Origin of the sequence: Rhodocyclus tenuis, assembly GCF_014197755.1 — a bacterium.
Classification (GTDB): domain Bacteria; phylum Pseudomonadota; class Gammaproteobacteria; order Burkholderiales; family Rhodocyclaceae; genus Rhodocyclus; species Rhodocyclus tenuis.
Genome location: NZ_JACIGE010000005.1, coordinates 80,097 through 101,604, shown reverse-complemented (window position 1 = coordinate 101,604; position 21,508 = coordinate 80,097). Strand labels below are relative to the sequence as shown.

The window sequence follows — 21,508 nt, the reverse complement described above, 5'->3', positions numbered from 1 at the left end:
GAGGCGCAATCAGGCCGAGACAAAGCCTCGCGAGCGTGCCTGCGCGCGCAGGCGCAAACCATCGCGCAGGCTCCTGCCGATCAGCCACAGGTTGAGCGCACCGGCCAGCAGTTCGACGCCCTGCACCACGTAGAAAGCGGTGTCGAACTCACCGGCGACCGCCTTCGCCTGCAGATAGAGCGCGGCGGGAACGAGCACCAGCAGACCGTTGGCACCGATCAGCGGCATGCGCCGGCGCTTGCCGGCAAGCAGCGGTTCGCTGCGTCCGGCGGCCAGCGCGAAGCCGCTGCCGGCAGTGGCGATCATCAGTGGCACGAAAGCCAGCAGCGACCAGGCGATGCTGGTCTTCACCGTCACCACCGCCGCCGGTGAAAGGAACAGTTCGGCAATCAGTGTCGAACTCCAGAAGCCGGCAATGCACAGCCAGGCTGCGCTGCCGATCAGTCCGTGCAATTTAGCGCGCATCGTTTTCTCCTTTCGCGTCTTCAGGGGGATGCAGGCTGGCGAGCTTGTCGAGCAGGCGCTGCACGCTTTCCAGTTCGCCCGGCGCAAAGCTGGCGGCAACTTTCAGCGCATGTTGGCGCCAGCGGCTGTCGACCTCGTTGAAGCATTGCTGCCCGGCGGCGCTCAGCCAGTAGAGCGGCGAGCGCTGATGCGCCGGGTTCGGCGTGCGCGTGAGCAGGCCGTCGGCGAACAGCAGGTTGAGCTGCTTCTGCGCGCCCTGCCGGCTGACGCCCATGCTGTCGGCGATCTGCGGCGCCGTCAGCGGCTCGCCGGCGAGCGCCAGCGCGCCGAGCATCTGCCAGCGCGCACTGGTCAGCGCCTGCGCTGCGGCAAAATGGTCGCCCCAGGCGATCAGGCGGCCGTTGGCGCGGAAGATCGCGAGCACGGTATCGCTCAACAGTTTCGCTTGTTCCATGAACACACTCCTTTGATCCCGACTGATTGGAAACCAGTTTCCGTTATTGACAACAAGTTGTCAACCGTTCGGATGATTCCATTCGAAAATCGCCGGCGAGATAATGAGCAATCAGTCCGCACACCCGTTGCGGCACGCACCTGAACCCATTTCAGCGGAAGGGAAACGCCATGCTCGATCTGTACATCGGCAACAAGAACTACTCGTCGTGGTCGCTGCGACCGTGGCTGCTGTTGAAGCACTTCGGCATTCCCTTCACCGAGCACATGGTTTCGGTGGCTGGGCGCGAGTACAACGCGGCGCTGAAACCGCTCGCCGGCAACGCGCGCGTTCCCAGCCTGCACGTCGACGGCTTCCAGATATGGGAGAGCATCGCCATCGCCGAGTACCTTGCCGAGATCGAGCCGCGCACGTGGCCGGCCGACGCCAGGGCGCGCGCCCGCGCGCGCAGCATTTCCGCCGAGACGCACGCCGGATTCGTGCGCCTGCGCACGGCGATGCCGATGAACCTGAAGCTCAAACTCAAGGGCAAACCGGCAACGCCGGAAGTGCAGCGCGACATCGACCGCATCGTCGAGATCTGGAGCGAGGCGAGAACGAGCTTCGTCAGCGGCGACGGGCCGTATCTGTTCGGCGAGCTGTCGGTGGCCGACGCGATGTTCGCGCCTATCGTTTGGCGCCTGCACATCTACAACGTGCCGCTGCCGCCGATCGCCGCCGCCTATCGCGACACCATGCTCGCGCACCCGGCGATGCAGGAATGGTACGTCGCGGCACTGGCCGAAACCGAGGCGCACGAACACTACGACCGCATCGCCAGCGAGTACGGCGGCGCGCGCGACTAGGCGCCAGACAAAGACGGATCGCCAGCGCCCGGGCCGCCGGGCGGCCGGCCTTTTCAGCGCCGGCGCTGGCCGTCAAAGCAGACCGTCCGTCGCCGGGCGCGTTGGCGAACCAGCCGGCGCGCCCGCGCCCCTGCTCTGTCACCTGCTCCTTCCCGACCTTGCCGATTTTCGCGATTACTTAGAAGAAAGCCGCGAATTTCGATAGAAGAACAAGTGTTTTGAGGCTTCGATCAAGAAGCTTAATTTGTCGCTGCCAGTTACACACACGTGACAGATCGCATAGCCCCCGCCACAGGAAACTACGCGAAAGATCGCGCGTGAGGCTTCACGGCCTCCCACCGTGAATTTGAGGGGATGTCCTTGCCGCGCGGGAATTGCGCGATTTCAGCCGAAAGGCTTATCAGGAGGTATTTTTCATGGCAGATGCTAATAAAGTCTGGCCGACAGGCCTGACCGTTGCCGAAGCTGAAGAGCTTCACACCTACGTCATCAACGGCTTCCGCATTTTCGTCGGCATTGCGCTGGTCGCACACGTGCTGGTTTACGCGGCACATCCGTGGGGCAAGGGCGGCGCGCTGCTTGCCCAGTCCGTTCTTCCTTATCTGGGCTAGGAGGTATCGACATGGCTACAAACGGCAAAATCTGGTTGGTCGTCAAACCCACCGTCGGTCTCCCCATCGGTCTGCTCTTCGCGGCGCTGCTCGCCGTGCTGATTCACACGCTGCTGTACGCAGACGGTCGTCTGAAAGCGTGGTGGAGCGAGTTCCCGCTCGCCAAGCCGGCGGTCGTCCAGCAGGCTGCACCAGCAATCGCCCCGGCAGCGGCTCCGGAAGCGAAGTAAGCACGCTCTCCGGGCACCCGGTCCGGCAAACGGCAACACACGCCTGGTGTGTTGCCGTTTTTTTGCCTTGCGCGGCGCCGCTCAGGCGCCGCGCATGCGGCTCTGCGCGAGATTGGCGGCAGCGGTGCGCGTCTCGACGCCGAGCTTCTCGAACACCCGCTCGAGGTGCTTGTTCACCGTGCGCGGACTGTTGCCGAGGATTTCGCCGATGTCGTTCGAGGTTTTTCCCTGCACCACCCAGTAGAGCACTTCAGCCTCGCGCTGCGTCAGGCGGAAAGCGGCGATCAGCGAGCCGATCGCCGAGGCGTCGTTCTCCTCGCGCAGCACAACCAGCGATTCATCGTCGCCGGTCTGGTCGTGGAACGACGCGAGCAGGCGGCGTTGCCCCTGCGCGACAAGCAGCGAATTCGGCTCGCGACCATCGCGCCGGGCAACATTGGCGGCGGCGATCCAGGCAAGCAGTTCCTCGGGCGCCACGTCGTCGGGCTGGGCGAAGAAGTCGCGCAGCAGGCGGCGCGCCAGCGGCGTCTGCCAGACAAGGCGACCGTCGGCGACGCGCACCGCCAGCGTCGCCTGACCGAAGGCATCGAGCGCGGTGCGCGCCTGCTTCATCTGCCGCGCGTTCTGCATGTGCGCGGCGATGCGCGCCAACACCTCGGGCGGGCGGATCGGCTTGGTGACGTAGTCGGCGCCGCCAGCGGCAAAAGCCGCGACGACGTGCTCGGTTTCGGTCAGTCCGGTCATGAAAACAATCGGGATGTGTTTGGTGGCGAAGTCGGCCTTCAGCCGGCGCGCGACCTCGAAGCCGTCGATGCCGGGCATCAGCGCGTCGAGCAGGATCACGTCGGGCAGACTGTTGCGCGCGCGGTGCAGCGCATCGTCGCCGTTGGTCGCCACCAGCACCATGTAGCCGCTCTCGTCGAGCGCGTCGTGCAGCAGCGCGAGGTTGGCCGGCACGTCGTCGACGATGAGGACGATGCCGGGCGTCTTGTGCTCACTGTTCATCAGCAGGCCTCTTGCGCAGGAAGTCTTTCATGGCGTCGAAGCGGAACTCGCGCGCCATCTCGCGCAGCACGCCGACGAAGCCGGCATGTTGCGCACCGAGCCGCTCGATTTCGCCGAGCTTGTCGAGAATACCGCGCAGATAGCCGAGGTCGATCAGCTCGGCCAGCGCGGCGAGGTGTTCGTCGGCCGGCGGGATCATCGGCGTCGGCACGGCGGCTGGCAAGGGCGCCACTGCCACCGCCGGCGCGGCCCGCTCGGCGCTCACCCACTGCAGTTCAAGCTTTCTGCCGATCCAGTCGAGCAGAGCGTTCACGCGCAGCGGCTTGACGATGAAGTCCTCGGGCGCGATGCCGACATCGTTCTCCAGCCCCTTGTCGAAGGCGTTGGCCGAAAGGATGGCGATGTGCGCTTCGGTGAGCTGCTGCTGACGGATGCGGCGGATCGTCTCCCAGCCGTCGATGCCGGGCATGCCGAGGTCCATGAAGATCAGGTGCGGCGCAAAGAGCGGAATCAGGCGCAGGCATTCGTAGCCGTTTTCGGCCTGCTCGACCTGGAAGCCGAGTGGATCGAGCACGTTGTGCAGCATCTCCCGGTCGGTCTTTTCGTTGTCGACGACGAGAATCCGCCGGCGCACACCGACGTAGCCGACGCGGTTGGCCGGCAGCAGCTCGCTCGCCGCCTGCGCCGAATGCAGCTGCGGCAGGAAGAGGCGGATGCGGAAAGTCGTTCCCTCGCCCGGCGTGCTCGCCAGCTGCATCTCGCCGCCCATCAGGTTGGTCAGCATGCGCGCGATGGTCAGGCCGACGCCCGAGCCGCCGGCCTGCACGCTGCGCCCGCGCACGAAGGGCTCGAACACCTGCTCCAGTTCGCCCGCAGGAATGCCGGGGCCGGTGTCGATGATCTCGAAAGTCGCCATCTCGCGCCGGTAGGTGATGCGGAAAGTGACGCCGCCGCGCACGGTGAATTTCACCGCGTTGCCGAGCACGTTGATCAGTATCTGCCGCAGCCGCCGCTCGTCGACGCGCACCACCGGCGGCAGCTTGCCCGCCCCGTCGCCGTGCACCTCGTAGTTGAAATAGAGGCCCTTGTCGTGCGCCTGCAGTTCGAACATGCCGACGATCTGCTGCATGAAGTCGGGAAAATCGAGCGCGCGCACCTCGAGGGCCATCTTGCCGCCCTCGATCCTGGCGATGTCGAGCGTGCCCTCGATCACCGACAGCAGGTGGTCGCCGCTCTTGCGGATGACGCCGACGGCGCGCCGGCAGTGCTCGGGAACCGCAGCGTCGCCGTCGAGAATCTGCGCGTAGCCGAGGATGCTGTTGAGCGGTGTGCGCAGTTCGTGGCTGATCGCCGTGATGTAGCGGCTCTTCGCCTGATTGGCCTGCTCGGCGACCTGCCGCGCCTTCTGCAAGGCCTCGTCGGTACGCTGGTGCGATTCGATTTCCTGGATCAGCAGTTGCGTCTGCCGGTTCGATTCTTCCTGCGCCACCTTGCGGCTCTGTTGCGTCAGCACCATCCACCACGCGGCGACGCCGGAGAGCAGCAGCAGCGCGGCGAATGCCTTGACGAAGCTGTCGCGCAACGCGTCGACCAGCACCGCCTGCTTCGCGTCGATCGACAGCAGTTCGTGCATGTAGAGAACGCCGAGCACCATCGCCAGCAGCGGCAAGATGCCGCTCATCAGCAGCAGGTACTGGCCGAGGCCGGTTTCAACGTGCGGTTGCGCCGCCGCCGGCAGCAGCCGGCGCAACAGCGCCTGCCACTGCGCGTGCAGGCTGGCCTCGGGCTTGCACAGGTCGTGACAGCGCGCGTCGAGCGAACAGCACAGCGAGCAGATCGGTCCGGCGTAGGCCGGGCAATGCGCCATGTCCTCGCCCTCGTAGTCGCGGTCGCAGATGACGCAGCGCTGTCCGCTCGCCGCGCCGCTGCCCGGCCGCGGCGCGAGGTAGTAGCGGCCCTGCGTCGCCCAGGCGATCAGCGGCGCCGCGACGAAGGCGGCGATGAGCGCGACGAAGGGCGCGTACGGCTGCAGCGTCGCGCCGAGCAGGCCGACGAAGGCGGCGACCGAGAGAAGCGAGGCGATACTCATCGCGCCGACACCGACCGGGTTGATGTCGTAGAGGTGGCTGCGCTTGAATTCGAGCCCCGGCGGCGACAGGCCGAGCGGCTTGTTGATGACGAGGTCGGCAACCACCGCCGCCATCCACGAAATGGCGACGTTCGAATACAGGCCGAGCACCTGACCGAGCGCCTGGAAGACGTTGAGCTCCATCAGCAGCAGCGCGATCGCGGTGTTGAACACCACCCAGACGACGCGTCCGGGGTGGCTGTGGGTCAGCCGCGCGAAGAAGTTCGACCACGCCAGCGAGCCGGCGTAGGCGTTGGTGACGTTGATCTTCAGCTGCGAGACGACGACGAACAGCGCCGTTGCGGCAACGGCCAGCGTCGTGTTGTCGAAGACATGCGAAAAGCCGATCAGGTACATCTGGTTCGGATCGACGGCCTTCTCGGTCGGCACCAGATTGCGTAGCGCGAGGTAGGCGAGCAGCGCACCGCCGAGCATCTTGAGGATTCCCGGGACGACCCAGCCCGGTCCGCCGACGACGACGGCGAACCACCAGCGCTTGCGGTTGGCATCCGTGCGCTCGGGCATGAAACGCAGGTAATCGACCTGCTCGCCCATCTGCGTGACCATGGCGATGCCGACGGTGAGCGCGGCACCGAACAGCTGCGGGTCGAAGCCGCCGGCACCGCCCTTGCTGCCGCCGTGCTCGCCAGCGTAGTTCCACAGTCCTGCCAGCGCCTGCGGCTCTTCGAGGAAGACAAAGGCGTAGGGCAGCACCAGCAGGCAGATCCACAAGGGCTGCGTCCACGCCTGTAGCTTGCTGATCGCGGTGACGCCGTGCGTCACCAGCGGAATCACCGCCAGCGCGCAAAGCAGATAGCCCCACGCCGGCGGAATGCCGAAGGCGAGCTCGAGCGCGTAGGCCATGATCGCCGCTTCGAGCGCGAAGAAGATGAAGGTGAACGAGGCGTAGATCAGCGAGGTGATCGTCGAGCCGATGTAGCCAAAGCCGGCGCCGCGCGTCAGCAGGTCCATGTCGAGCCCGTGCCGCGCCGCGGTGACGCTGATCGGCAGGCCGATCAGGAAGATGATCAGGCCGGTGGCGAGGATCGCCCAGAAGGCGTTGATGAAGCCGGCGTTGACCAGCATCGTTGCGCCGACGGCTTCGAGAACGAGAAAGGACGCGGCACCGAAAGCGGTGTTGGCGACGCGCATTTCCGACCACTTGCGGAAACTGCGCGGCGTGAAGCGCAGCGCGTAGTCCTCGAGCGTCTCATTGGCGACCCAGGTGTTGTAGTCGCGGCGCACCTTGACCACGCGCTGCGCGGCGACCGCGGCCGGCGCTGGCGAAGGCGGCAACGCTTGCGGGGAGGTCATGCGGGGATTCGTGCGCGATTCATCGGCAGCAGTTTAACGCGGCGCGCCGGCGCGATGCCGTGGCGGAAATCGCCGCGCTGCTGCGCGCCGGCAGAGCGCGCTGCCGGCGAGCGGCACGGCGCAAGGATAAAGCCGCGGTCCCGGCCGTTGCGGGAACTCGCCGTCGATGCCACCTGACTAAGCACGGTCAGTCCGGGCGGCGCCGAGCGCACGCCAGCACCGCCAGGACGTCGTCCGCTATCCCCCAAACCCCGCGCAAGGAGATTCCCATGGCCGTTCTCGTCGGCAAGCAGGCCCCCGATTTCACCGCCACCGCCGTCACCGCTGACAACCAGATCCGCGACTTCAAGCTCTCCGAAGAAATCCGCGGCCACTACGCGGTGCTCTTCTTCTACCCGCTCGACTTCACCTTCGTCTGCCCGTCCGAACTGATCGCCTTCGACCACCGTCTTGCCGACTTCAAGGAACGCGGCGTCGAAGTGATCGGCGTTTCGATCGACTCGCAATTCACGCATCTCGCGTGGAAGAACACGCCGGTGGACAAGGGCGGCATCGGTCAGGTCGGCTATCCGCTGGTCGCCGACGTCAAGCATGAGATCTGCCGCGCCTACGACGTCGAGTTCGGCCCGGCCGGCGTTGCCTTCCGCGGCTCCTTCCTGATCGACAAGAACGGCATCGTCCGCCATCAGGTAGTCAATGACCTGCCGCTCGGCCGCGACGTCGACGAAATGCTGCGCGTGATCGACGCGCTGCAATTCACCGAGGAACACGGCGAGGTCTGCCCGGCTGGCTGGAAAAAGGGCAAGGCCGGCATGAAGGCCTCGAGCGAAGGCGTTGCCGCGTACCTGGCAACGCACGCCAGCGAACTGTAAGTCGCGGCGGCAGACCGGCAGGCCAGCAACTCGCCGGTCGCCGCAGAAAAAAGGCGCCCGTGGGCGCCTTTTGCATTGCTGCGCAAGCCGCAGCTTAGGCGCTACGCGTTGCGCCGAGTGCGGCGCTGCGAGCGCTGAGGAATTGCGCAAAATCGTCCGCCGGCAAGGGCCGCGAGAAGTAATAGCCCTGCACTTCGTCGCAGCGGAAGACGCTCAGGCGCTGCGCGATTTCGGCGCTTTCGACGCCTTCGGCGACGGTGCGCAAGCCGAGGCTGCGCGCCATCTGGATGATCGTGCGCACGATCACCGCATCGTCCGGATCGCTCTGCAAGTCGCGGATGAACGACTGGTCGATCTTCAGCTTGTCGACGGCGAAACGCTTGAGATACGAGAAGCTCGAATAACCGGTGCCGAAATCGTCGATCGCCAGCTTCAGGCCAAGCAGTTTCAGGCGACGCACGGTATCGAGAACGCGCTCCGTGTCGCCGATGAGGATAGATTCGGTCAGTTCCAGCTCGAGCAGCGCCGGATCGTGTCCGGAATCGGCCAGCGCGCGTATCACCGTCTGCTCGATGTCGTCACGGCGGAACTGCGTTGCCGACATATTGACGGCGATGACCAGTTCGGGCAGCCCGGCATCGCGCCAAGCAACGCCTTGCCGGCAGGCTTCGCGCAGCACCCATTCGCCGATCGGCACGATCAGCCCGCTTTCCTCGACCACCGGAATGAAACGCCCCGGCGGCACCAGGCCGAGCTCAGGGTGCTGCCAGCGGATCAGCGCTTCGGCGCCGATGACGCGACCGCTGTCGAGATCGATCTGCGGCTGGTAATGCAGGACGAACTCCTTGCGTTCAAGCGCGCGGCGCAGCCCCTGGCGCAGACGATGCCCCTCGCCGGCTTCGACGTTCATGCGCGCATCGAAGAAGCGGCAGGTATTGTGTCCGTCTGCCTTGGCGCCATGCAGCGCGCGGTCGGCCTTTTTCAGCAGGGTCTCGAACTCGCGCCCGTCCTCGGGAAAGACGGCGACGCCGATCGACACCGAACAGACGACTTCTTCGCCGCCGATCAGGAATGGCGTCTGGAAGCGCTCAAGCAGCTTTTCGGCGAAGGGCATGGCGGCGTCGGCATCGGCAATGCCGGTCAAGACGATGAGGAACTCGTCGCCGCCCTGACGGCTGACGGTATCGGTCTCGCGCACACATTCGCGCAGGCGTCTGGCCACCGCCACGAGCAGTTCGTCGCCGCCGGAATGGCCAATCAACTCATTGATTTCCTTGAACTTGTCAAGATCAAGCAGGAGTAGCGCCACGTGCATGCCGACGCGATCGGCAAACGCCGCTGCCTGCGCCAGGCGATCCTGGACGAGCGGGCGGTTGGGCAGCCCGGTCAGCGGATCGTGGTTGACCAGCGACTGCAAGCGGTTCTGCGTGTCGCGCAGATCGCTGATGTCGCTGAGCAGCGCGACGTAGTGCTGCACCTTGCCACTCGCTCGGCGCACCGCGCTGATGGTGAGGATGCCGGGAAACAGTTCGCCATTCTTGCGCCGGTTCCAGATCTCGCCGCGCCATTGCCCGTGCTCGCCAAGGCTCTGCCAGAGGCCCTGATAGAAGGCCGCATCCTGCAGGCCGGACTTGAGCATGCGCGGATTGCGCCCGAGCGATTCGTCGAGCGAATAGCCGGTGATGCGGCTGAACGCTTCGTTGACGCTGAGGATGGCGCCGCTCGCGTCGGTGATGGCGATCGCCTCGTGCGTGTTGTCGAAAACGCTGGCGTGCAGTTGCAGCAAGTCGCTGGCGCGCTTGTGCTCGGTGGTGTCGCGCACCGTCTCGACCACCGCCAGCAGACGGCCGTCGGCGTCGTGCACCGGGCCGGCGTCGATTTCGAGGTAACGCTTCTCGCCGAGCAGCGGCATCACGCACCAGTTTTCGGCATGGGCCCCATGTGCGGCCAGCGAATCGTCGTGTGCCGCGTAGAGCGCGTCGATCTCGTGCGTCAGGCTGTCGATCAGCAGGTCGGCAAGACAGGGGCGCGGTGCCGCATAAAAGGCGCGCCAATGATCGCTGGTGCCAACGACCTCGCCGGCCGGCATGCCGGTCAGCCGTTCGCAGGCCTTGTTCCAGACGGTGACACGATGTTCGGCGTCAACGACGAAAGCAGGTATGACCAGATGGTGCAGCAGTTCGGCAACCAGCGCCTGGCCGGTGCCGCGCTGGGCGCCGGCAACCGCGGCGGCCACCTCGGCGACCGAGCCCAATACCAGTGAGTGAGTCTCGGCTGCCGGCATGGTGGTCTAGCGCGTCGCGAACAGCGCTGACAAGGACGCGTGATAGGCCACCGCGCCGGCATCGTTTTCGCCCGGCGCCCAGGGCGCGCGCTCGGCCTCGCTGAGCGGCGCCCACGGGCCGGCCTTGGCTTCGAAAAAAACCGTCCCCGGCGTACAGGCAAGTACCGAGTGGAAAACGCCGTGCGGGATGTTCACACCGCAGCACTCGCCACCGGCTTCGAGCAGCGCCTGAGCGCTCACCTGCCCGTCTTCGGCGAAGAAGACGACGCCGAGGCGGCCGCGCAGGAGCAGCATGGTTTCGTCCTTGGCCGGGTCAAGGTGACGGTGCGGCGGCACATACGAGCCGGGCTCGATGGCGTTGAGCAGGCGATGCGCGGCGTCGCTGTCGCTGCTGTGGAAATTGTGGTTGCGCCGGCGGCGCGGGCTGGCCACCGCCGCAGCGATGACCTGGTCAAGCAGGAAACGATCGATCAGCGTCGGCGTCGCCATGGCCCTACTTGAGCTTGTTGGCCGAGAGCAGCAACACCTTGCCGCCGACGAAGCTGGCGCTGATGCCATGCTGCTCGTCGCCCCAGACACAGTTGCGCACGCCGATCGCCTCGTCGCAACGCGCCGGATCGCCGATGATCTGCTTGACCTCGTCGTAGGACTGGCCGACCTGCAGCTTGTTGTAATTGTCGAGACTGAGACGGTCAGCACACGCCGCCAGCAACAGGGCCGGCAGCACTGCCGCGAGAATCAGCGACAAGTGCGCCCGGCGCGACGGCGCCGGATCGGCGCGGAAAACAAAACCTGATACGGCCATCAACGACTCCTGCGGAAGGATTGCAGCAATATGACTGCGAGTGGACTGCGGCGCCTAAAGTGCAAGTGTCGGGCAGGCGCCCGAGGAGCCTCCTGCGGCGAGGCTCAAGGATAATCGATACGCACGTTTTCGGCACCGATGCTGTTGCCGAGCGCCTTGATCAGATCGTCGTCGAGACTGACGCGCCAGGCATCGCCGAGCAGCAGTTCGCAGCTGGCGATGCTGTTGCGGTAGTGCAGACGCACCTGGCAGGAGCCCGGTGTGTGCGGCGCCAGCATCGCCTGCAGGTTTTGCAGGACCGCCTGCGGCTTGCCGGTATGCGCACTGCCGTCGAACTTGAGCAGCAGCTGCCGGGCGAAGCGGCTGCGCGCCTCGCCGAGCGTGAGCAGACGTTCGGCGACGACGCGCACCTTGCCTTCGCCAGCGAAGTCGTCGCGACTGACCTTGCCTTCGATGACGAGCACCTCGTCCTCACGGATCTTGCCCCGCTCAGCCTCAAACACCTCATTGAAAACAGAAACCTCCAGCGATGAAGTACCGTCGTGGAGCTGCACGAAGGCCATCTTGCCGCGCGAGGTGAGCTTGCTGCGCACGCCGACGACCAGACCGGCGACCATCTGCGGCTCGCGCTGCGCCTCGAGCCGACCAAGCGGCCGCCGCGCAAAGCGCGACACCTCGCTGCGCACGGCGTCGAAGGGATGGCCGGAGAAGAAGAAACCGAGCGCGATCTTCTCCTCCGACAGCCGCTGCTTTTCGTTCCAGCGCGGCACCTCGATGTATTGCGGCGCGTGTTCCTCGCCGCCGTCGCCGCTGCCGAGCAGGTCGAACAGGCTGGTCTGCAGCGCGTTGCGCTCGGCCTGTTCGGCGGCTTCCATGGCGATGCCGACCGAAGCGATCAGCCGCGCGCGATGGTCGTCGAGCGCGTCGAAAGCGCCGGCGCGGATCAGCGCCTCGATGGCGCGGCGGTTGACCAGGCGCTTGTCGGCGCGCCGGCAGAAATCGAACAGGTCCTTGAACGGGCCACCGTTCTGGCGCGCCTCGATGATCTGCACCACCGCCTGCTCGCCGACGCCCTTGACCGCGCCGAGGCCGTAGCGGATGGTCTTGCGGTCGACCGGCGTGAAGCGGTAGGCGGAGGCATTGACGTCGGGACCGAGGACGACGAGCTTGTTGACCAGCGCGTCGTCGTAGAAGATCTTCACCGAGTCGGTGTTGTCCATGTCCGACGACAGCGTCGCGGCGATGAAGGCCGAGGTGTGGTGCGCTTTCAGCCACGCCGTCTGGTAGGTGACGACGGCGTAGGCGGCGGTGTGCGACTTGTTGAAGCCGTACTCGGCGAACTTCTCCATCAGGTCGAAGAGCTGCATCGCCAGCGCTTCGTCGTAGCCCTTCTTCTTCGCCCCCTCGCGCATGATGTCGCGGTGCAGGGCCATTTCCTCGGCCTTCTTCTTGCCCATCGCTCGACGCAGCAGGTCGGCGCCACCGAGCGTGTAGCCGCCGATGATCTGCGCGATCTGCATCACCTGTTCCTGATAGACGATGACGCCGTAGGTCGGCTCGAGGCAGCCTTTCAGGTCCGGGTGGAAATAGTCGATCTTCTGCTGGCCCTTCTTGCGCAGGATGAAGTCGTCGACCATGCCCGAGCCGAGCGGGCCAGGACGGTAGAGCGCGAGCACGGCGATGATGTCTTCGAAGCGGTCGGGCGCGAGCTTCTTCAGCAGCTTCTTCATGCCCTCCGATTCGACCTGGAACACGGCGGTGGTGTTGGCGTCGCGCAGTATCTGGTAGGTCGCCGTGTCGTTGAAGGCCATCGTGTCGAGCTCGGGGCGGCTGCCGGTGAGCGCCTCGACGTAGTCGACCGCGAGCTGGATGATGGTGAGGTTGCGCAGACCGAGGAAGTCGAACTTGACGAGGCCGACCTTCTCGACGTCGTCCTTGTCGAACTGCGACACCGACGAGCCACCGTCGGCCGAGTACAGCGGGCAGAAGTCGGTGAGCTTGCCCGGCGCGATGAGCACGCCGCCGGCGTGCATGCCGACGTTGCGCGCCAGGTCTTCGAGGCGCTGCGCCAGATCGAAGAGCTCGCGCACCTCTTCCTCATCGTCGAGGCGCGCTTTCAGCTGCGGCTCGGCTTCAAGTGCCTTGGCCAGCGACAGCGGCTTGTTCGCTTCCAGCGGGATCAGCTTGGAGAGCGTGTCGCACATGCTGTAGGGCAGGTCGAGCACGCGGCCGACGTCGCGGATGACCGCTTTCGACGACATCGTGCCGAAGGTGGCGATCTGCGACACGGCGCCGGCACCGTACTTCTCGCGCACGTACTCGATCACGCGCCAGCGGTTGTCCTGGCAGAAGTCGACGTCGAAGTCGGGCATCGATACCCGCTCGGGGTTGAGGAAGCGCTCGAACAGCAGCGCATACCTGAGCGGATCGAGGTCGGTGATGCCGAGCGCGTAGGCGACCACCGAGCCGGCGCCCGAACCCCGCCCCGGGCCGACCGGGCAGCCGTTCTTCTTGGCCCAGTTGATGAAGTCGGCAACGATCAGGAAGTAGCCGGGGAATCCCATCTGCACGATGGTGTCGGTTTCGATGCGCAGGCGGTCGAAATACTCGGGCCGCCGCTGCTCGCGCTCGGCGGCATCGGGATAGAGCTGTTCGAGCCGGCGTTCCAGCCCGGCCGCCGCCTCGCTGCACAGGAAGTCGTCAAGCGTGACGCCCGCAGGCGTCGGAAAGTCGGGCAGGTAGTTCTTGCCGAGAGTGATTTCGAGGTTGCAGCGGCGCGCGATCTCGACCGAGTTGGCCAGTGCCTCGGGCAGGTCGGCAAAGCGCTCGAGCATCTCGTCGGCGGAGCAGAAATACTGTTCGGCAGTGAAGGTCTTCGGGCGGCGGGCATCGCCGAGCACGTAGCCTTCGGCAATGCACACGCGCGCTTCGTGTGCCTTGAAATCATCGGCATCGAGGAACTGGATCGGATGCGTCGCCACCAGCGGCAGTTCGAGCTCGTCGGCCAGCGCCACCGTCGCCGCCAGCAGCGCCTCTTCCTGCCCGCCGCCATTGCCGGCGCCCGGCGCATGCACGCGCTGCACTTCGAGGTAGAAAGCGCCGGGGAACAGCGTGTTCCAGGCGCGCGCGCGCGCCAAGGCCTGCTTGCGCGAACCCTGCGCCAGCGCCTCGCCGATGTCGCCATGCGCCGCGCCGGAGAGCGCGATCAGCCCGTCGACGCCGACCTCGCGCAACATTTTGCGCGTGATCTCGGCCCGCCCGCGCACGCGCGGCGCCAGATAGGCGCGCGTCAGCAGTTCGCACAACTGCAGGTAGCCGCGATGGTTGCGGCAGAGCAGCAGCAGGCGATACGGCCGGTCGGCATCGGCCTCGTTGGCGATGAAGACATCGCAGCCCTGCACCGGCTTGATGCCGGCCTTGCGCGCGGCCGAGTAGAACTTGACGAAGCCGAAGAGGTTGGAAAGATCGGTCAGTGCCAGCGCCGGCATGCCGAGGCTGGCAGCGCGCGCCACGGCGTCGTCGATGCGGACGATGCCGTCGGTGATCGAGTACTCACTGTGCAGGCGAAGGTGGACGAAGCGGGGATCGGACATGCCGATATTTTACCCCGCCGCGAAAGGGGGCCGGCGCTTACCGACGGCGACTGATGTCGCTGCGGCAGGCCGGCCGCTTCACCTCAAACGAGAGCCCGCTTGCCGCTGCGACGACGGACGAAGGGCAGTCCGGCCAGGCCCAGAGCCAGCAGCGCCAGCGATCCGGGTTCCGGAACATTGGCAGGAGGATCACCGGCAATCATGTCCTGCGCGCCCTTGGCACTCAACACCATGACGTAGCGCGAATCGAGGCTGGGAGCACTGCCGCTGGCGGCGAAGAACTTGTTGAGCCAATCGCGGGTGTCCTTCTCCAGCCCGCTCACCGAAAACTTGCCTTTGCCGATATCGAAGTCGCCCTTGGCGTTCTCGTACAGGCTCTCCCAGATGCCGATCTGGATGGCGGCGCCCTGCAGCACACTGGTCGGATGCAGCCAGGCGAAAGTGTCGCCGCCGAGCACAGAATTGACGCCGCCGAGGAAATCAAGAGTGCGCGCAACGACCTGATCGAACGAGACGTTGTAGGTGACGCTCTGGCCAGGCCGGATTGATTCAAGGATGTCGTAGCAGTACATGCGGACGTCCTTCACCGAATCGACAAAGATGCTCTTGTCGACGCCCTTTAATTCCGAAGCATCGCCGGTGAGCAGGCCGGCATAGACGTTCGCCGTCTTCGTGCCGTCGTTGTTCAGCGTCACCACTTCGCTGGAGCTGTTGAACAGCGGATTATCGAAGGTGATCCTGACCGAGGCAGCGCTGGCGCCATCAGCGGCGACAAGAGCGGAAGCAAAGACCAGAGAAAGGATCGAAGTCTTGAAGGTTTTCATCATCGGCTCGTTCGGTGGCAGGGGAAAAGCCCGTCGATCAGGCTGGCTACGAGACCATTTTCCCGAACGGAGTCTTCCCACGCGAGGAACTAAGTCACGCGGCGAACGCAGGTTCTGGCCGGGACAAGACGCCATATCCCGAGACTTTGCGCGACGGCTGCAGCAAGGTTCGCGGCAAAGGCAATTCCCGGCGGCGCTGAGCGTCGGGAGAGTTCAGGAGGAGCCCGCCCCATCCACCCACGCGAGGATCGGCTGCCACTCGGCCAGATCGCGTGCCGCACGCGACGGCGGCAGATCGAACAGCGTCATGCCGTTGGCGACCGCCTGCGGGTAAAGCTGCGTGTCGCGCAGGTAGGCGAGTACCGGCAGTTCGTAGGAGGCGAGAAAGCGCTCCAGCTCAGTCGCGGCGCGCGTGCGCGCGTCGACGCGCATGCCGACGACAGCGACGAAGGTGCGTTCCTTGCGCACCGCCTTTTCGGCGAGCAGCGCTTCGAAGAAGTGCCGCGTCGCCAGCATGTCGAACAGCGAGGGCTGCACCGGCACCAGCACGCGCTGCACGCGTTTCAGGCAGCGCTCGAGCGCCTTGCCGTGCACGCCGGCCTGGGTATCGAGCACCACGCAGGTGCTGCCGGCCGGCGGCCGCGCTGTTCCCTTGCCGTCGATTTCCCAGCTGCCGATCGGCGGCAGTTGCGGCGAACGCAGGCGCAGCCAGTCGCGCGAGGACTGCTGGCGGTCGGTGTCGCCGAGCATGACGCGCTCGCCCTGGCGCGCGAAATGGCCGGCCAGATTGGTCGCCAGCGTCGACTTGCCGGAACCACCCTTGGGGTTGGCGACGAGAAAGGACTTCATGCGCCGACCTCGCTGGCAGGGCTTGCTGCCTCCGGCGCGCCCTCGGCGTGTTGCCGCAGCTTGCGCCGGACCAGGTTGATGTGTTCGCGCAAGGTGTACAGCTCGTTGGCGAAAGCCAGCGGCACGCTGCGCCGCCGCGCTTCATCCTCGATGGTGTCGAGGCGGGCGAAAATTTCCTGCCGGCGCGCGGCTTCGGATGGCTGATCGAGCTCGTTTTCGAGGAACTTCAGTTCGCCGTAACAACGGAACAGCTTGGAGCGCACGCGCCAGGCGTAGAGCGAGGGCGCAAAGCGCATCAGCGGCAGCAACAGGCCGAGCAGCGGCAGCAGCAGGACGACCAGCCGCTCGACCAGCACCGCCAGCCAGAACGGCAAGAAGCGCTGCAGGAAAGGCGGTCCCGATTCGTAGAAGCGGCGCGCGTCGGGCAGCAGCGGGAAGGTCTGGTCACGCCAGGCCGGAAAATCGCCGGCGCGCTGGAAGAAGCCGTTGCCGCCATGCACCTCGCGCATCGCCTGCAGGAGCAGGCTGGCGAGCGCCGGATGCAGCGATTCGCCGGCAACGATATTGGCCGTCGTCGCCAGCAGCACGGTATCGCGCGGCGGGTTTTCGCGTACCAGATCGACGGTGCCCTGCGGCAGCACGACGCGCGCGAGGAAGGGGAAACGCCGCGTGTAGGCGTCAGCCTGGGTGAAGTTCATCACGCGCACACCCGGCGAGCGCAGCAGCACCTGCACCACCGCCGCTTCGGGCGCGGCGATGACGAAGGCGGCGTCGATCCTGCCCTGCTGCAAGGCCGCGGCGGCATCGAGCCCGGCCAGTGGCAGCAGGTATTTCGGGTCGATCGGCACTTCGTTGGCTTCGAGCAGCTGCAGCGCCAGTCCGCGAATGCCGCTGCCCTCGGCGCCGACGGCAATACGCCGGCCGGCAAGCTGGTACAGGCGTTCGAGCGGCTCTCTTGCAAAAGCCGGTGGCACCGTCGCCTCGCCAACGCTGGCACCGCGATAAAAGACCCACACCGGCTCGAGGTAGGCACTGCCGAGCGACTGCAGGCTGGTATCGGCCTCTTCGTCGTCGGCGATGACCGGCGGCGGCAGGCTGCCGCCCTGGACGAAGGCAACGTCGGCGCGGCCGTCACGCAGGCGCTCGATGTTCTCGACCGAACCGGCCGAAGTCTGCACGTCGACGGTGATGCCGTTGCGCGCGAGGATGGTCGCGTAGCGTTTGGCGAAAGCATAGTAAGCGCCGCTGTCGCCGCCGGTGGCGATGGAGAGATGGCTCGGCGGTGCCGGCTGCACGAACTGGTAGGCGACGATGAAGCCAGCGGTGGTGATGACGATGATCGGCCACGCCGTCGCCAGCAGGGCGCGCAGCGTCACCAGTCGTTCGCGCAGGGGAATGGACATGAATCTCGGCTCGTTCTCTGGAGAGGGTTGAGGTGATGCGGAACTCAGCGCCGATCGCCGGCCAGTCACGGCACCAGGATCGTCGAACCGGTGGTACGCCGCGCTTCGAGGTCGCGGTGCGCGCAGGCGGCGTCGGCGAGCGCGTAACGCTGATGCACCTCGACCTTCACCCGGCCGTCGGCGACGACGTCGAACAGTTCATTGCCGAGCGCTTCGAGATCGGCGCGCCGCGCCGTGTAGTGCGCCAGCGTCGGCCGCGTCAGGAACAGCGAACCCTTCTGCGACAAGAGCAGCAGATCGACCGGCGGCACCGGGCCGGAGGCGTTGCCGAAGCTGACCATCATGCCGAGCGGACGCAGGCTGTCGAGCGAGGCCATGAAAGTGTCGCGGCCGACGCCGTCGTACACCACGGCAACGCCCTCGCCGCCAGTGATCTCGCGCACGCGGACGGCGACATCCTCGCGGTCGTAACGGATGACGTGTGCGCAGCCATGCGCGTGCGCCAGCGCGGCCTTTTCCTCGTTCGACACCGTGCCGATGACGGTGGCGCCAAGCGCCGCTGCCCACTGGCAGGCGATCAGGCCGACGCCGCCGGCGGCGGCGTGGATGAGCACCGCGTCGCCGGGCTGCAAGCGACAGGTGCGGCGCAGCAGGTAGGCGCTGGTCAGCCCCTGCAGCATCATCGCCGCCGCCGTATCGAAACCGATGCTGTCGGGCAGTCTGAGCAGGCGATCGGCGGACAGGCAGCGTTCCTGGCTGTAGGCGCCGACCGGCCCGCCGGCGTAGGCGACGCGATCACCGACCCGGACATGCGTGACACCTTCGCCGACCGCCTCGACCACACCGGCGCCTTCGAGCCCCAGCCCGGCAGGCAGCGGCAGCGGATAGAGGCCGCTGCGGTGATAGGTGTCGATGAAGTTGAGGCCGACCGCGGCGTGGCGCACGCGCGCCTGCCCCGGCGCCGGATCGCCAACAACGACCGCTTCCCAGTGCAGCACCTCGGGACCGCCGGTTTTGTGGATGCGGATGGCGAAGGACATGGTCGACTCCTCGGCAAAAGACGGCGCGTGGCAGTTGCCGCGCGATGGCAGCGGGATGGCGCCGGGCAAAGTCCGGCGAGTCGTCAGCCTAGCCGCTGCCTGTTTTTCGGGCAAGCGGGAAAAGCCCTTTGCCGCTATCGACTTGCCCCGGCTGTCCCGGCCCCGCCCACAGACTTATCCACAGATTCTGGGGAAAACCCGAAAACACCTCAGAGCGGCGTCAGCTTGGCGTAGTCGAGCGCCAGCCACTTCATGCCGGCGGCGCCGAAATTGACTTGCACGCGCGCATCGGCACCGCCCTCGGCAGCGACGATGACGCCGACGCCGAAGCGCGCGTGCTCGACGCTCTGGCCGATGCGCAGACCGCGCACCTCGGTCGTCGATCCGGCAGCGGCGCGGCTGCCGCTCGCCTTGCCGCCACCGCCACCGTTGCCGCCGGCGCGGCCGGCTGCGTAGCCACCCGAATAGCCGCTGGTAAACGCAGGCGCACTGGCAAATGCCGGCGCCGGTGCCAGACGGCGCAGCAAGGCCGGCGGAATCTCGTCGAGAAAGATCGACGGCGCGCAGTAGCGCGTCTGCCCGTGCAGCATTCGCGTCTGCGCCCAGCTCAGGTACAGCCGCTTGCGCGCGCGCGTGATCGCCACGTACATCAGCCGGCGCTCCTCTTCCAGCCCCTCGCGCTCCTGCGCGGCGTTCTCGTGCGGGAACAGGCCCTGTTCGAGGCCGCTGATGAAAACGACGTCGAACTCGAGCCCCTTGGCCGCGTGCACGGTCATCAGCTGCACCGCCGTCTCGCCTTCGCCGGCCTGGTGTTCGCCGGCTTCGAGCGAGGCGTGCGCGAGAAACGCGGCAAGCACCGCACCGGCGTCACCGGCGGCCTCGGCCAGCGCGTCGCTGTCTTCACGCAGGAAGCTCTCGGCGGCGTTGATCAGTTCGTCGAGGTTCTCCAGCCGCTCGGCGCCTTCCTTCTCGCCAAGGTAGTGCCGGCGCAGGCCGCTTTCGTCGATGACGTGCGCGACCATTTCGGAGAGCTTGAGCGCGGCGGTGTCGCGGCGCAGTGCCTCGATCAGGCGAACGAAGGCGCCGACCGAGGCGCCGGCCTTGCCAGCGAGGCCGGCGGCGGCGTTGTAGAGGCTGGAGTTGGCGCGATGCGCCGCGTCCTGCAGCGCTTCGAGGCTGCGCGCGCCGATGCCGCGCGTCGGGAAATTGACGACGCGGGAGAAAGCCGTGTCGTCGTCAGCGTTGGCGATCAGGCGCAGGTAGGCGAGCGCGTGCTTGATTTCCTGTCGCTCGAAGAAGCGCAGACCGCCATGCACGCGGTAGGGAACGCCGGCCGAGAAGAGCTGGTGTTCGAGCACGCGCGACTGCGCGTTGGAGCGGTAGAGCAGCGCGATCTGGTCGCGCTCGACGCCGTCGCGCACCAGTTCGCGCGCTTCATCGACGATGAAACGCGCTTCGTCGATGTCGGAAAAAGCCTCGAAAACGCGGATCGGCTCGCCGGCGCCGGCGGCGGTCCACAGATTCTTGCCGAGCCGGCCGTTGTTGTTGCTGATCAGCGCGTTGGCGGCGTCGAGGATGTTGCCGTGCGAGCGGTAGTTTTGTTCAAGGCGGATGACGCTCTTCACCGCGAATTCGCGCTCGAAGTCGCGCATGTTGCCGACATCGGCGCCGCGGAAGGCGTAGATCGACTGGTCGTCGTCGCCGACGGCGAAGATCGCCGCGGGCGCTCCGGCCGCCGCACTGCCGGCGCCGGCTTCAGCCGCCGCGATCTGCCCGGCGGCGCGCCCGTACTCGCCATAGCCGGCAAGCAGTTTCAGCCAGGCGTACTGCAGGCGGTTGGTATCCTGGAACTCATCGACGAGGATGTGCGTGAAGCGCGTCTGGTAATGCCGGCGCAAGGGTTCGTTGCGCGACAGCAGCTCGTAGGCACGCAGCAGCAACTCGGCGAAGTCGACGACGCCCTCGCGCTGGCACTGCGCTTCGTACTCGGCGTAAAGCTCGACGCGCCGGCGCGTGTATTCGTCCCAGGCTTCCGCCTGCGCGGCGCGAATCCCCTGCTCCTTGTGCGCGTTGATGAAGCTCGCCAGTTCGCGCGGCGGAAACTTCTCGTCGTCGACGTTCAGCGCCTTGAGCAGGCGTTTGATCGCCGCCAGCTGGTCGGCTGAATCGAGGATCTGGAACAGCGCCGGCAAGCCGGCCTCGCGGTAGTGCGCACGCAACAGACGGTTGCACAGGCCGTGGAAGGTGCCGACCCACATGCCGCGCGTGTTCAGCGGCAGCATCGCCGACAGGCGCGTCAGCATTTCCTTCGCTGCCTTGTTGGTGAAGGTGACGGCAAGCAGGCCGTGCGGGCCGACCTGGCCGGTCGAAATCAGCCAGGCAATGCGGGTGGTGAGGACACGCGTCTTGCCGCTGCCGGCACCGGCGAGAATCAGCGCGTGCTGCGAAGGCAGGGTGACAGCGGCCAGCTGGTCGGGGTTGAGACCGGCGAGAAGTTCGGACATGAGACGGGCTTTGCGATGAATTTCAGGGAGCTGCCGACGGGCGTGCAGCGCGAGCGCGTCAAAGGCTTTCGGCAGCGAACGGGGGATTATCCGCGATCCACCCGCGAAACGGGGAGCGTACAGCTAGGCGGCGCACAGGCCCGCCGGAGCGATCGCTGCCCGGCCAGGAGCGGTAGCCAAGCGTCGCGCCGAGAGGACAGCGTCAAAAAAATAGGGGGAATTAGGTAATACTCCCTAACGAAAGTCATGGAAGCCCCCTATAATCGTGGTGCACTGCAACAA

At 66.3% G+C, this 21,508-nt stretch carries 17 protein-coding genes; 4 read left to right on the top strand and 13 right to left on the bottom strand.

Going from position 1 to position 21,508, the window contains the following annotated elements; translation table 11 throughout:
* Positions 1–9: 9 nt before the first annotated feature.
* Together GGD90_RS08410 and GGD90_RS08405 are read right to left on the bottom strand one after the other, a co-directional pair.
* The gene (locus GGD90_RS08410; RefSeq protein ID WP_153116094.1) at positions 10–465 is read right to left on the bottom strand and encodes a hypothetical protein; all 456 of its coding nucleotides are present in this window, start codon (positions 463–465) and stop codon (positions 10–12) included.
* On the bottom strand, positions 455–919 hold the full coding sequence (locus GGD90_RS08405; RefSeq protein ID WP_153116093.1) for a MarR family winged helix-turn-helix transcriptional regulator: 465 nt from the start codon (positions 917–919) through the stop codon (positions 455–457). Before GGD90_RS08405 ends, GGD90_RS08410 begins: the two co-directional genes overlap by 11 nt.
* A gap of 170 nt (positions 920–1,089) precedes the next feature.
* On the opposite strand from GGD90_RS08405, the gene GGD90_RS08400 reads away from it, so the two are divergent.
* The 3 genes from GGD90_RS08400 (at position 1,090) to GGD90_RS08390 (ending at position 2,605) form a co-directional block, all read left to right on the top strand.
* A complete protein-coding gene (locus GGD90_RS08400; protein ID WP_153116092.1) occupies positions 1,090–1,764 on the top strand; it encodes a glutathione S-transferase in 675 nt (224 codons plus the stop codon).
* A 416-nt stretch (positions 1,765–2,180) separates the two neighbouring features.
* Positions 2,181–2,375: a light-harvesting antenna LH1, beta subunit gene (pufB, locus tag GGD90_RS08395; protein WP_153116091.1), complete on the top strand. Its 195-nt coding sequence runs from the start codon at positions 2,181–2,183 to the stop codon at positions 2,373–2,375.
* A gap of 11 nt (positions 2,376–2,386) precedes the next feature.
* Entirely contained in the window at positions 2,387–2,605 is a 219-nt protein-coding gene (locus GGD90_RS08390; RefSeq protein ID WP_153116090.1) for a light-harvesting protein, read from the top strand.
* An 81-nt stretch (positions 2,606–2,686) separates the two neighbouring features.
* Here GGD90_RS08390 and GGD90_RS08385 read toward each other — a convergent pair whose 3' ends face one another.
* Positions 2,687–3,610 carry a response regulator transcription factor gene (locus tag GGD90_RS08385; protein ID WP_153116089.1) on the bottom strand — a complete coding sequence of 308 codons (924 nt, stop codon included), beginning with the start codon at positions 3,608–3,610 and terminating at the stop codon, positions 2,687–2,689.
* Positions 3,600–7,052: a hybrid sensor histidine kinase/response regulator gene (locus tag GGD90_RS08380; protein WP_153116088.1), complete on the bottom strand. Its 3,453-nt coding sequence runs from the start codon at positions 7,050–7,052 to the stop codon at positions 3,600–3,602. The genes GGD90_RS08385 and GGD90_RS08380 overlap by 11 nt, the downstream gene beginning before the upstream one ends.
* Before the next feature lie 269 nt (positions 7,053–7,321).
* On the opposite strand from GGD90_RS08380, the gene GGD90_RS08375 reads away from it, so the two are divergent.
* Positions 7,322–7,924: a peroxiredoxin gene (locus GGD90_RS08375; RefSeq protein ID WP_153116087.1), complete on the top strand. Its 603-nt coding sequence runs from the start codon at positions 7,322–7,324 to the stop codon at positions 7,922–7,924.
* Between the two features lie 94 nt (positions 7,925–8,018).
* On the opposite strand, the gene GGD90_RS08370 is transcribed toward GGD90_RS08375, so the two are convergent.
* The 9 genes from GGD90_RS08370 to GGD90_RS08330 form a co-directional block, all read right to left on the bottom strand.
* Positions 8,019–10,208, bottom strand: coding sequence for a sensor domain-containing protein (locus tag GGD90_RS08370; RefSeq protein WP_153116086.1), 2,190 nt, complete (start codon positions 10,206–10,208; stop codon positions 8,019–8,021).
* A 6-nt stretch (positions 10,209–10,214) separates the two neighbouring features.
* Positions 10,215–10,697, bottom strand: coding sequence for a WbuC family cupin fold metalloprotein (locus tag GGD90_RS08365; RefSeq protein ID WP_153116085.1), 483 nt, complete (start codon positions 10,695–10,697; stop codon positions 10,215–10,217).
* A 4-nt stretch (positions 10,698–10,701) separates the two neighbouring features.
* Positions 10,702–11,013: a hypothetical protein gene (locus tag GGD90_RS08360; protein WP_228273683.1), complete on the bottom strand. Its 312-nt coding sequence runs from the start codon at positions 11,011–11,013 to the stop codon at positions 10,702–10,704.
* Between the two features lie 104 nt (positions 11,014–11,117).
* Positions 11,118–14,606: a DNA polymerase III subunit alpha gene (gene dnaE / locus GGD90_RS08355; protein ID WP_153116084.1), complete on the bottom strand. Its 3,489-nt coding sequence runs from the start codon at positions 14,604–14,606 to the stop codon at positions 11,118–11,120.
* 83 nt (positions 14,607–14,689) lie between these two features.
* Positions 14,690–15,433 (bottom strand): PEP-CTERM sorting domain-containing protein, encoded by a 744-nt coding sequence (locus GGD90_RS18015; RefSeq protein ID WP_228273682.1) that lies wholly within the window; start codon positions 15,431–15,433, stop codon positions 14,690–14,692.
* Positions 15,434–15,643: 210 nt separating this feature from the next.
* Positions 15,644–16,279, bottom strand: coding sequence for a ParA family protein (locus tag GGD90_RS08345; protein ID WP_153116083.1), 636 nt, complete (start codon positions 16,277–16,279; stop codon positions 15,644–15,646).
* A complete protein-coding gene (locus GGD90_RS08340) occupies positions 16,276–17,682 on the bottom strand; it encodes a TAXI family TRAP transporter solute-binding subunit (protein ID WP_153116082.1) in 1,407 nt (468 codons plus the stop codon). Before GGD90_RS08340 ends, GGD90_RS08345 begins: the two co-directional genes overlap by 4 nt.
* 65 nt (positions 17,683–17,747) lie before the next feature.
* Positions 17,748–18,722 carry a quinone oxidoreductase family protein gene (locus GGD90_RS08335; RefSeq protein ID WP_153116081.1) on the bottom strand — a complete coding sequence of 325 codons (975 nt, stop codon included), beginning with the start codon at positions 18,720–18,722 and terminating at the stop codon, positions 17,748–17,750.
* Between the two features lie 209 nt (positions 18,723–18,931).
* Positions 18,932–21,226, bottom strand: coding sequence for a 3'-5' exonuclease (locus tag GGD90_RS08330; RefSeq protein ID WP_153116080.1), 2,295 nt, complete (start codon positions 21,224–21,226; stop codon positions 18,932–18,934).
* Positions 21,227–21,508: the final 282 nt, after the last annotated feature.

What these genes read in the sequence shown, in the direction of transcription:
- GGD90_RS08410 (WP_153116094.1), bottom strand. Translation starts at nt 465, where the DNA reads ATGCGCGCTAAATTGCACGGACTGATCGGCAGCGCAGCCTGGCTGTGC.
- GGD90_RS08405 (WP_153116093.1), bottom strand. Translation starts at nt 919, where the DNA reads ATGGAACAAGCGAAACTGTTGAGCGATACCGTGCTCGCGATCTTCCGC.
- GGD90_RS08400 (WP_153116092.1), top strand. Translation starts at nt 1,090, where the DNA reads ATGCTCGATCTGTACATCGGCAACAAGAACTACTCGTCGTGGTCGCTG.
- pufB (WP_153116091.1), top strand. Translation starts at nt 2,181, where the DNA reads ATGGCAGATGCTAATAAAGTCTGGCCGACAGGCCTGACCGTTGCCGAA.
- GGD90_RS08390 (WP_153116090.1), top strand. Translation starts at nt 2,387, where the DNA reads ATGGCTACAAACGGCAAAATCTGGTTGGTCGTCAAACCCACCGTCGGT.
- GGD90_RS08385 (WP_153116089.1), bottom strand. Translation starts at nt 3,610, where the DNA reads ATGAACAGTGAGCACAAGACGCCCGGCATCGTCCTCATCGTCGACGAC.
- GGD90_RS08380 (WP_153116088.1), bottom strand. Translation starts at nt 7,052, where the DNA reads ATGACCTCCCCGCAAGCGTTGCCGCCTTCGCCAGCGCCGGCCGCGGTC.
- GGD90_RS08375 (WP_153116087.1), top strand. Translation starts at nt 7,322, where the DNA reads ATGGCCGTTCTCGTCGGCAAGCAGGCCCCCGATTTCACCGCCACCGCC.
- GGD90_RS08370 (WP_153116086.1), bottom strand. Translation starts at nt 10,208, where the DNA reads ATGCCGGCAGCCGAGACTCACTCACTGGTATTGGGCTCGGTCGCCGAG.
- GGD90_RS08365 (WP_153116085.1), bottom strand. Translation starts at nt 10,697, where the DNA reads ATGGCGACGCCGACGCTGATCGATCGTTTCCTGCTTGACCAGGTCATC.
- GGD90_RS08360 (WP_228273683.1), bottom strand. Translation starts at nt 11,013, where the DNA reads ATGGCCGTATCAGGTTTTGTTTTCCGCGCCGATCCGGCGCCGTCGCGC.
- dnaE (WP_153116084.1), bottom strand. Translation starts at nt 14,606, where the DNA reads ATGTCCGATCCCCGCTTCGTCCACCTTCGCCTGCACAGTGAGTACTCG.
- GGD90_RS18015 (WP_228273682.1), bottom strand. Translation starts at nt 15,433, where the DNA reads ATGATGAAAACCTTCAAGACTTCGATCCTTTCTCTGGTCTTTGCTTCC.
- GGD90_RS08345 (WP_153116083.1), bottom strand. Translation starts at nt 16,279, where the DNA reads ATGAAGTCCTTTCTCGTCGCCAACCCCAAGGGTGGTTCCGGCAAGTCG.
- GGD90_RS08340 (WP_153116082.1), bottom strand. Translation starts at nt 17,682, where the DNA reads ATGTCCATTCCCCTGCGCGAACGACTGGTGACGCTGCGCGCCCTGCTG.
- GGD90_RS08335 (WP_153116081.1), bottom strand. Translation starts at nt 18,722, where the DNA reads ATGTCCTTCGCCATCCGCATCCACAAAACCGGCGGTCCCGAGGTGCTG.
- GGD90_RS08330 (WP_153116080.1), bottom strand. Translation starts at nt 21,226, where the DNA reads ATGTCCGAACTTCTCGCCGGTCTCAACCCCGACCAGCTGGCCGCTGTC.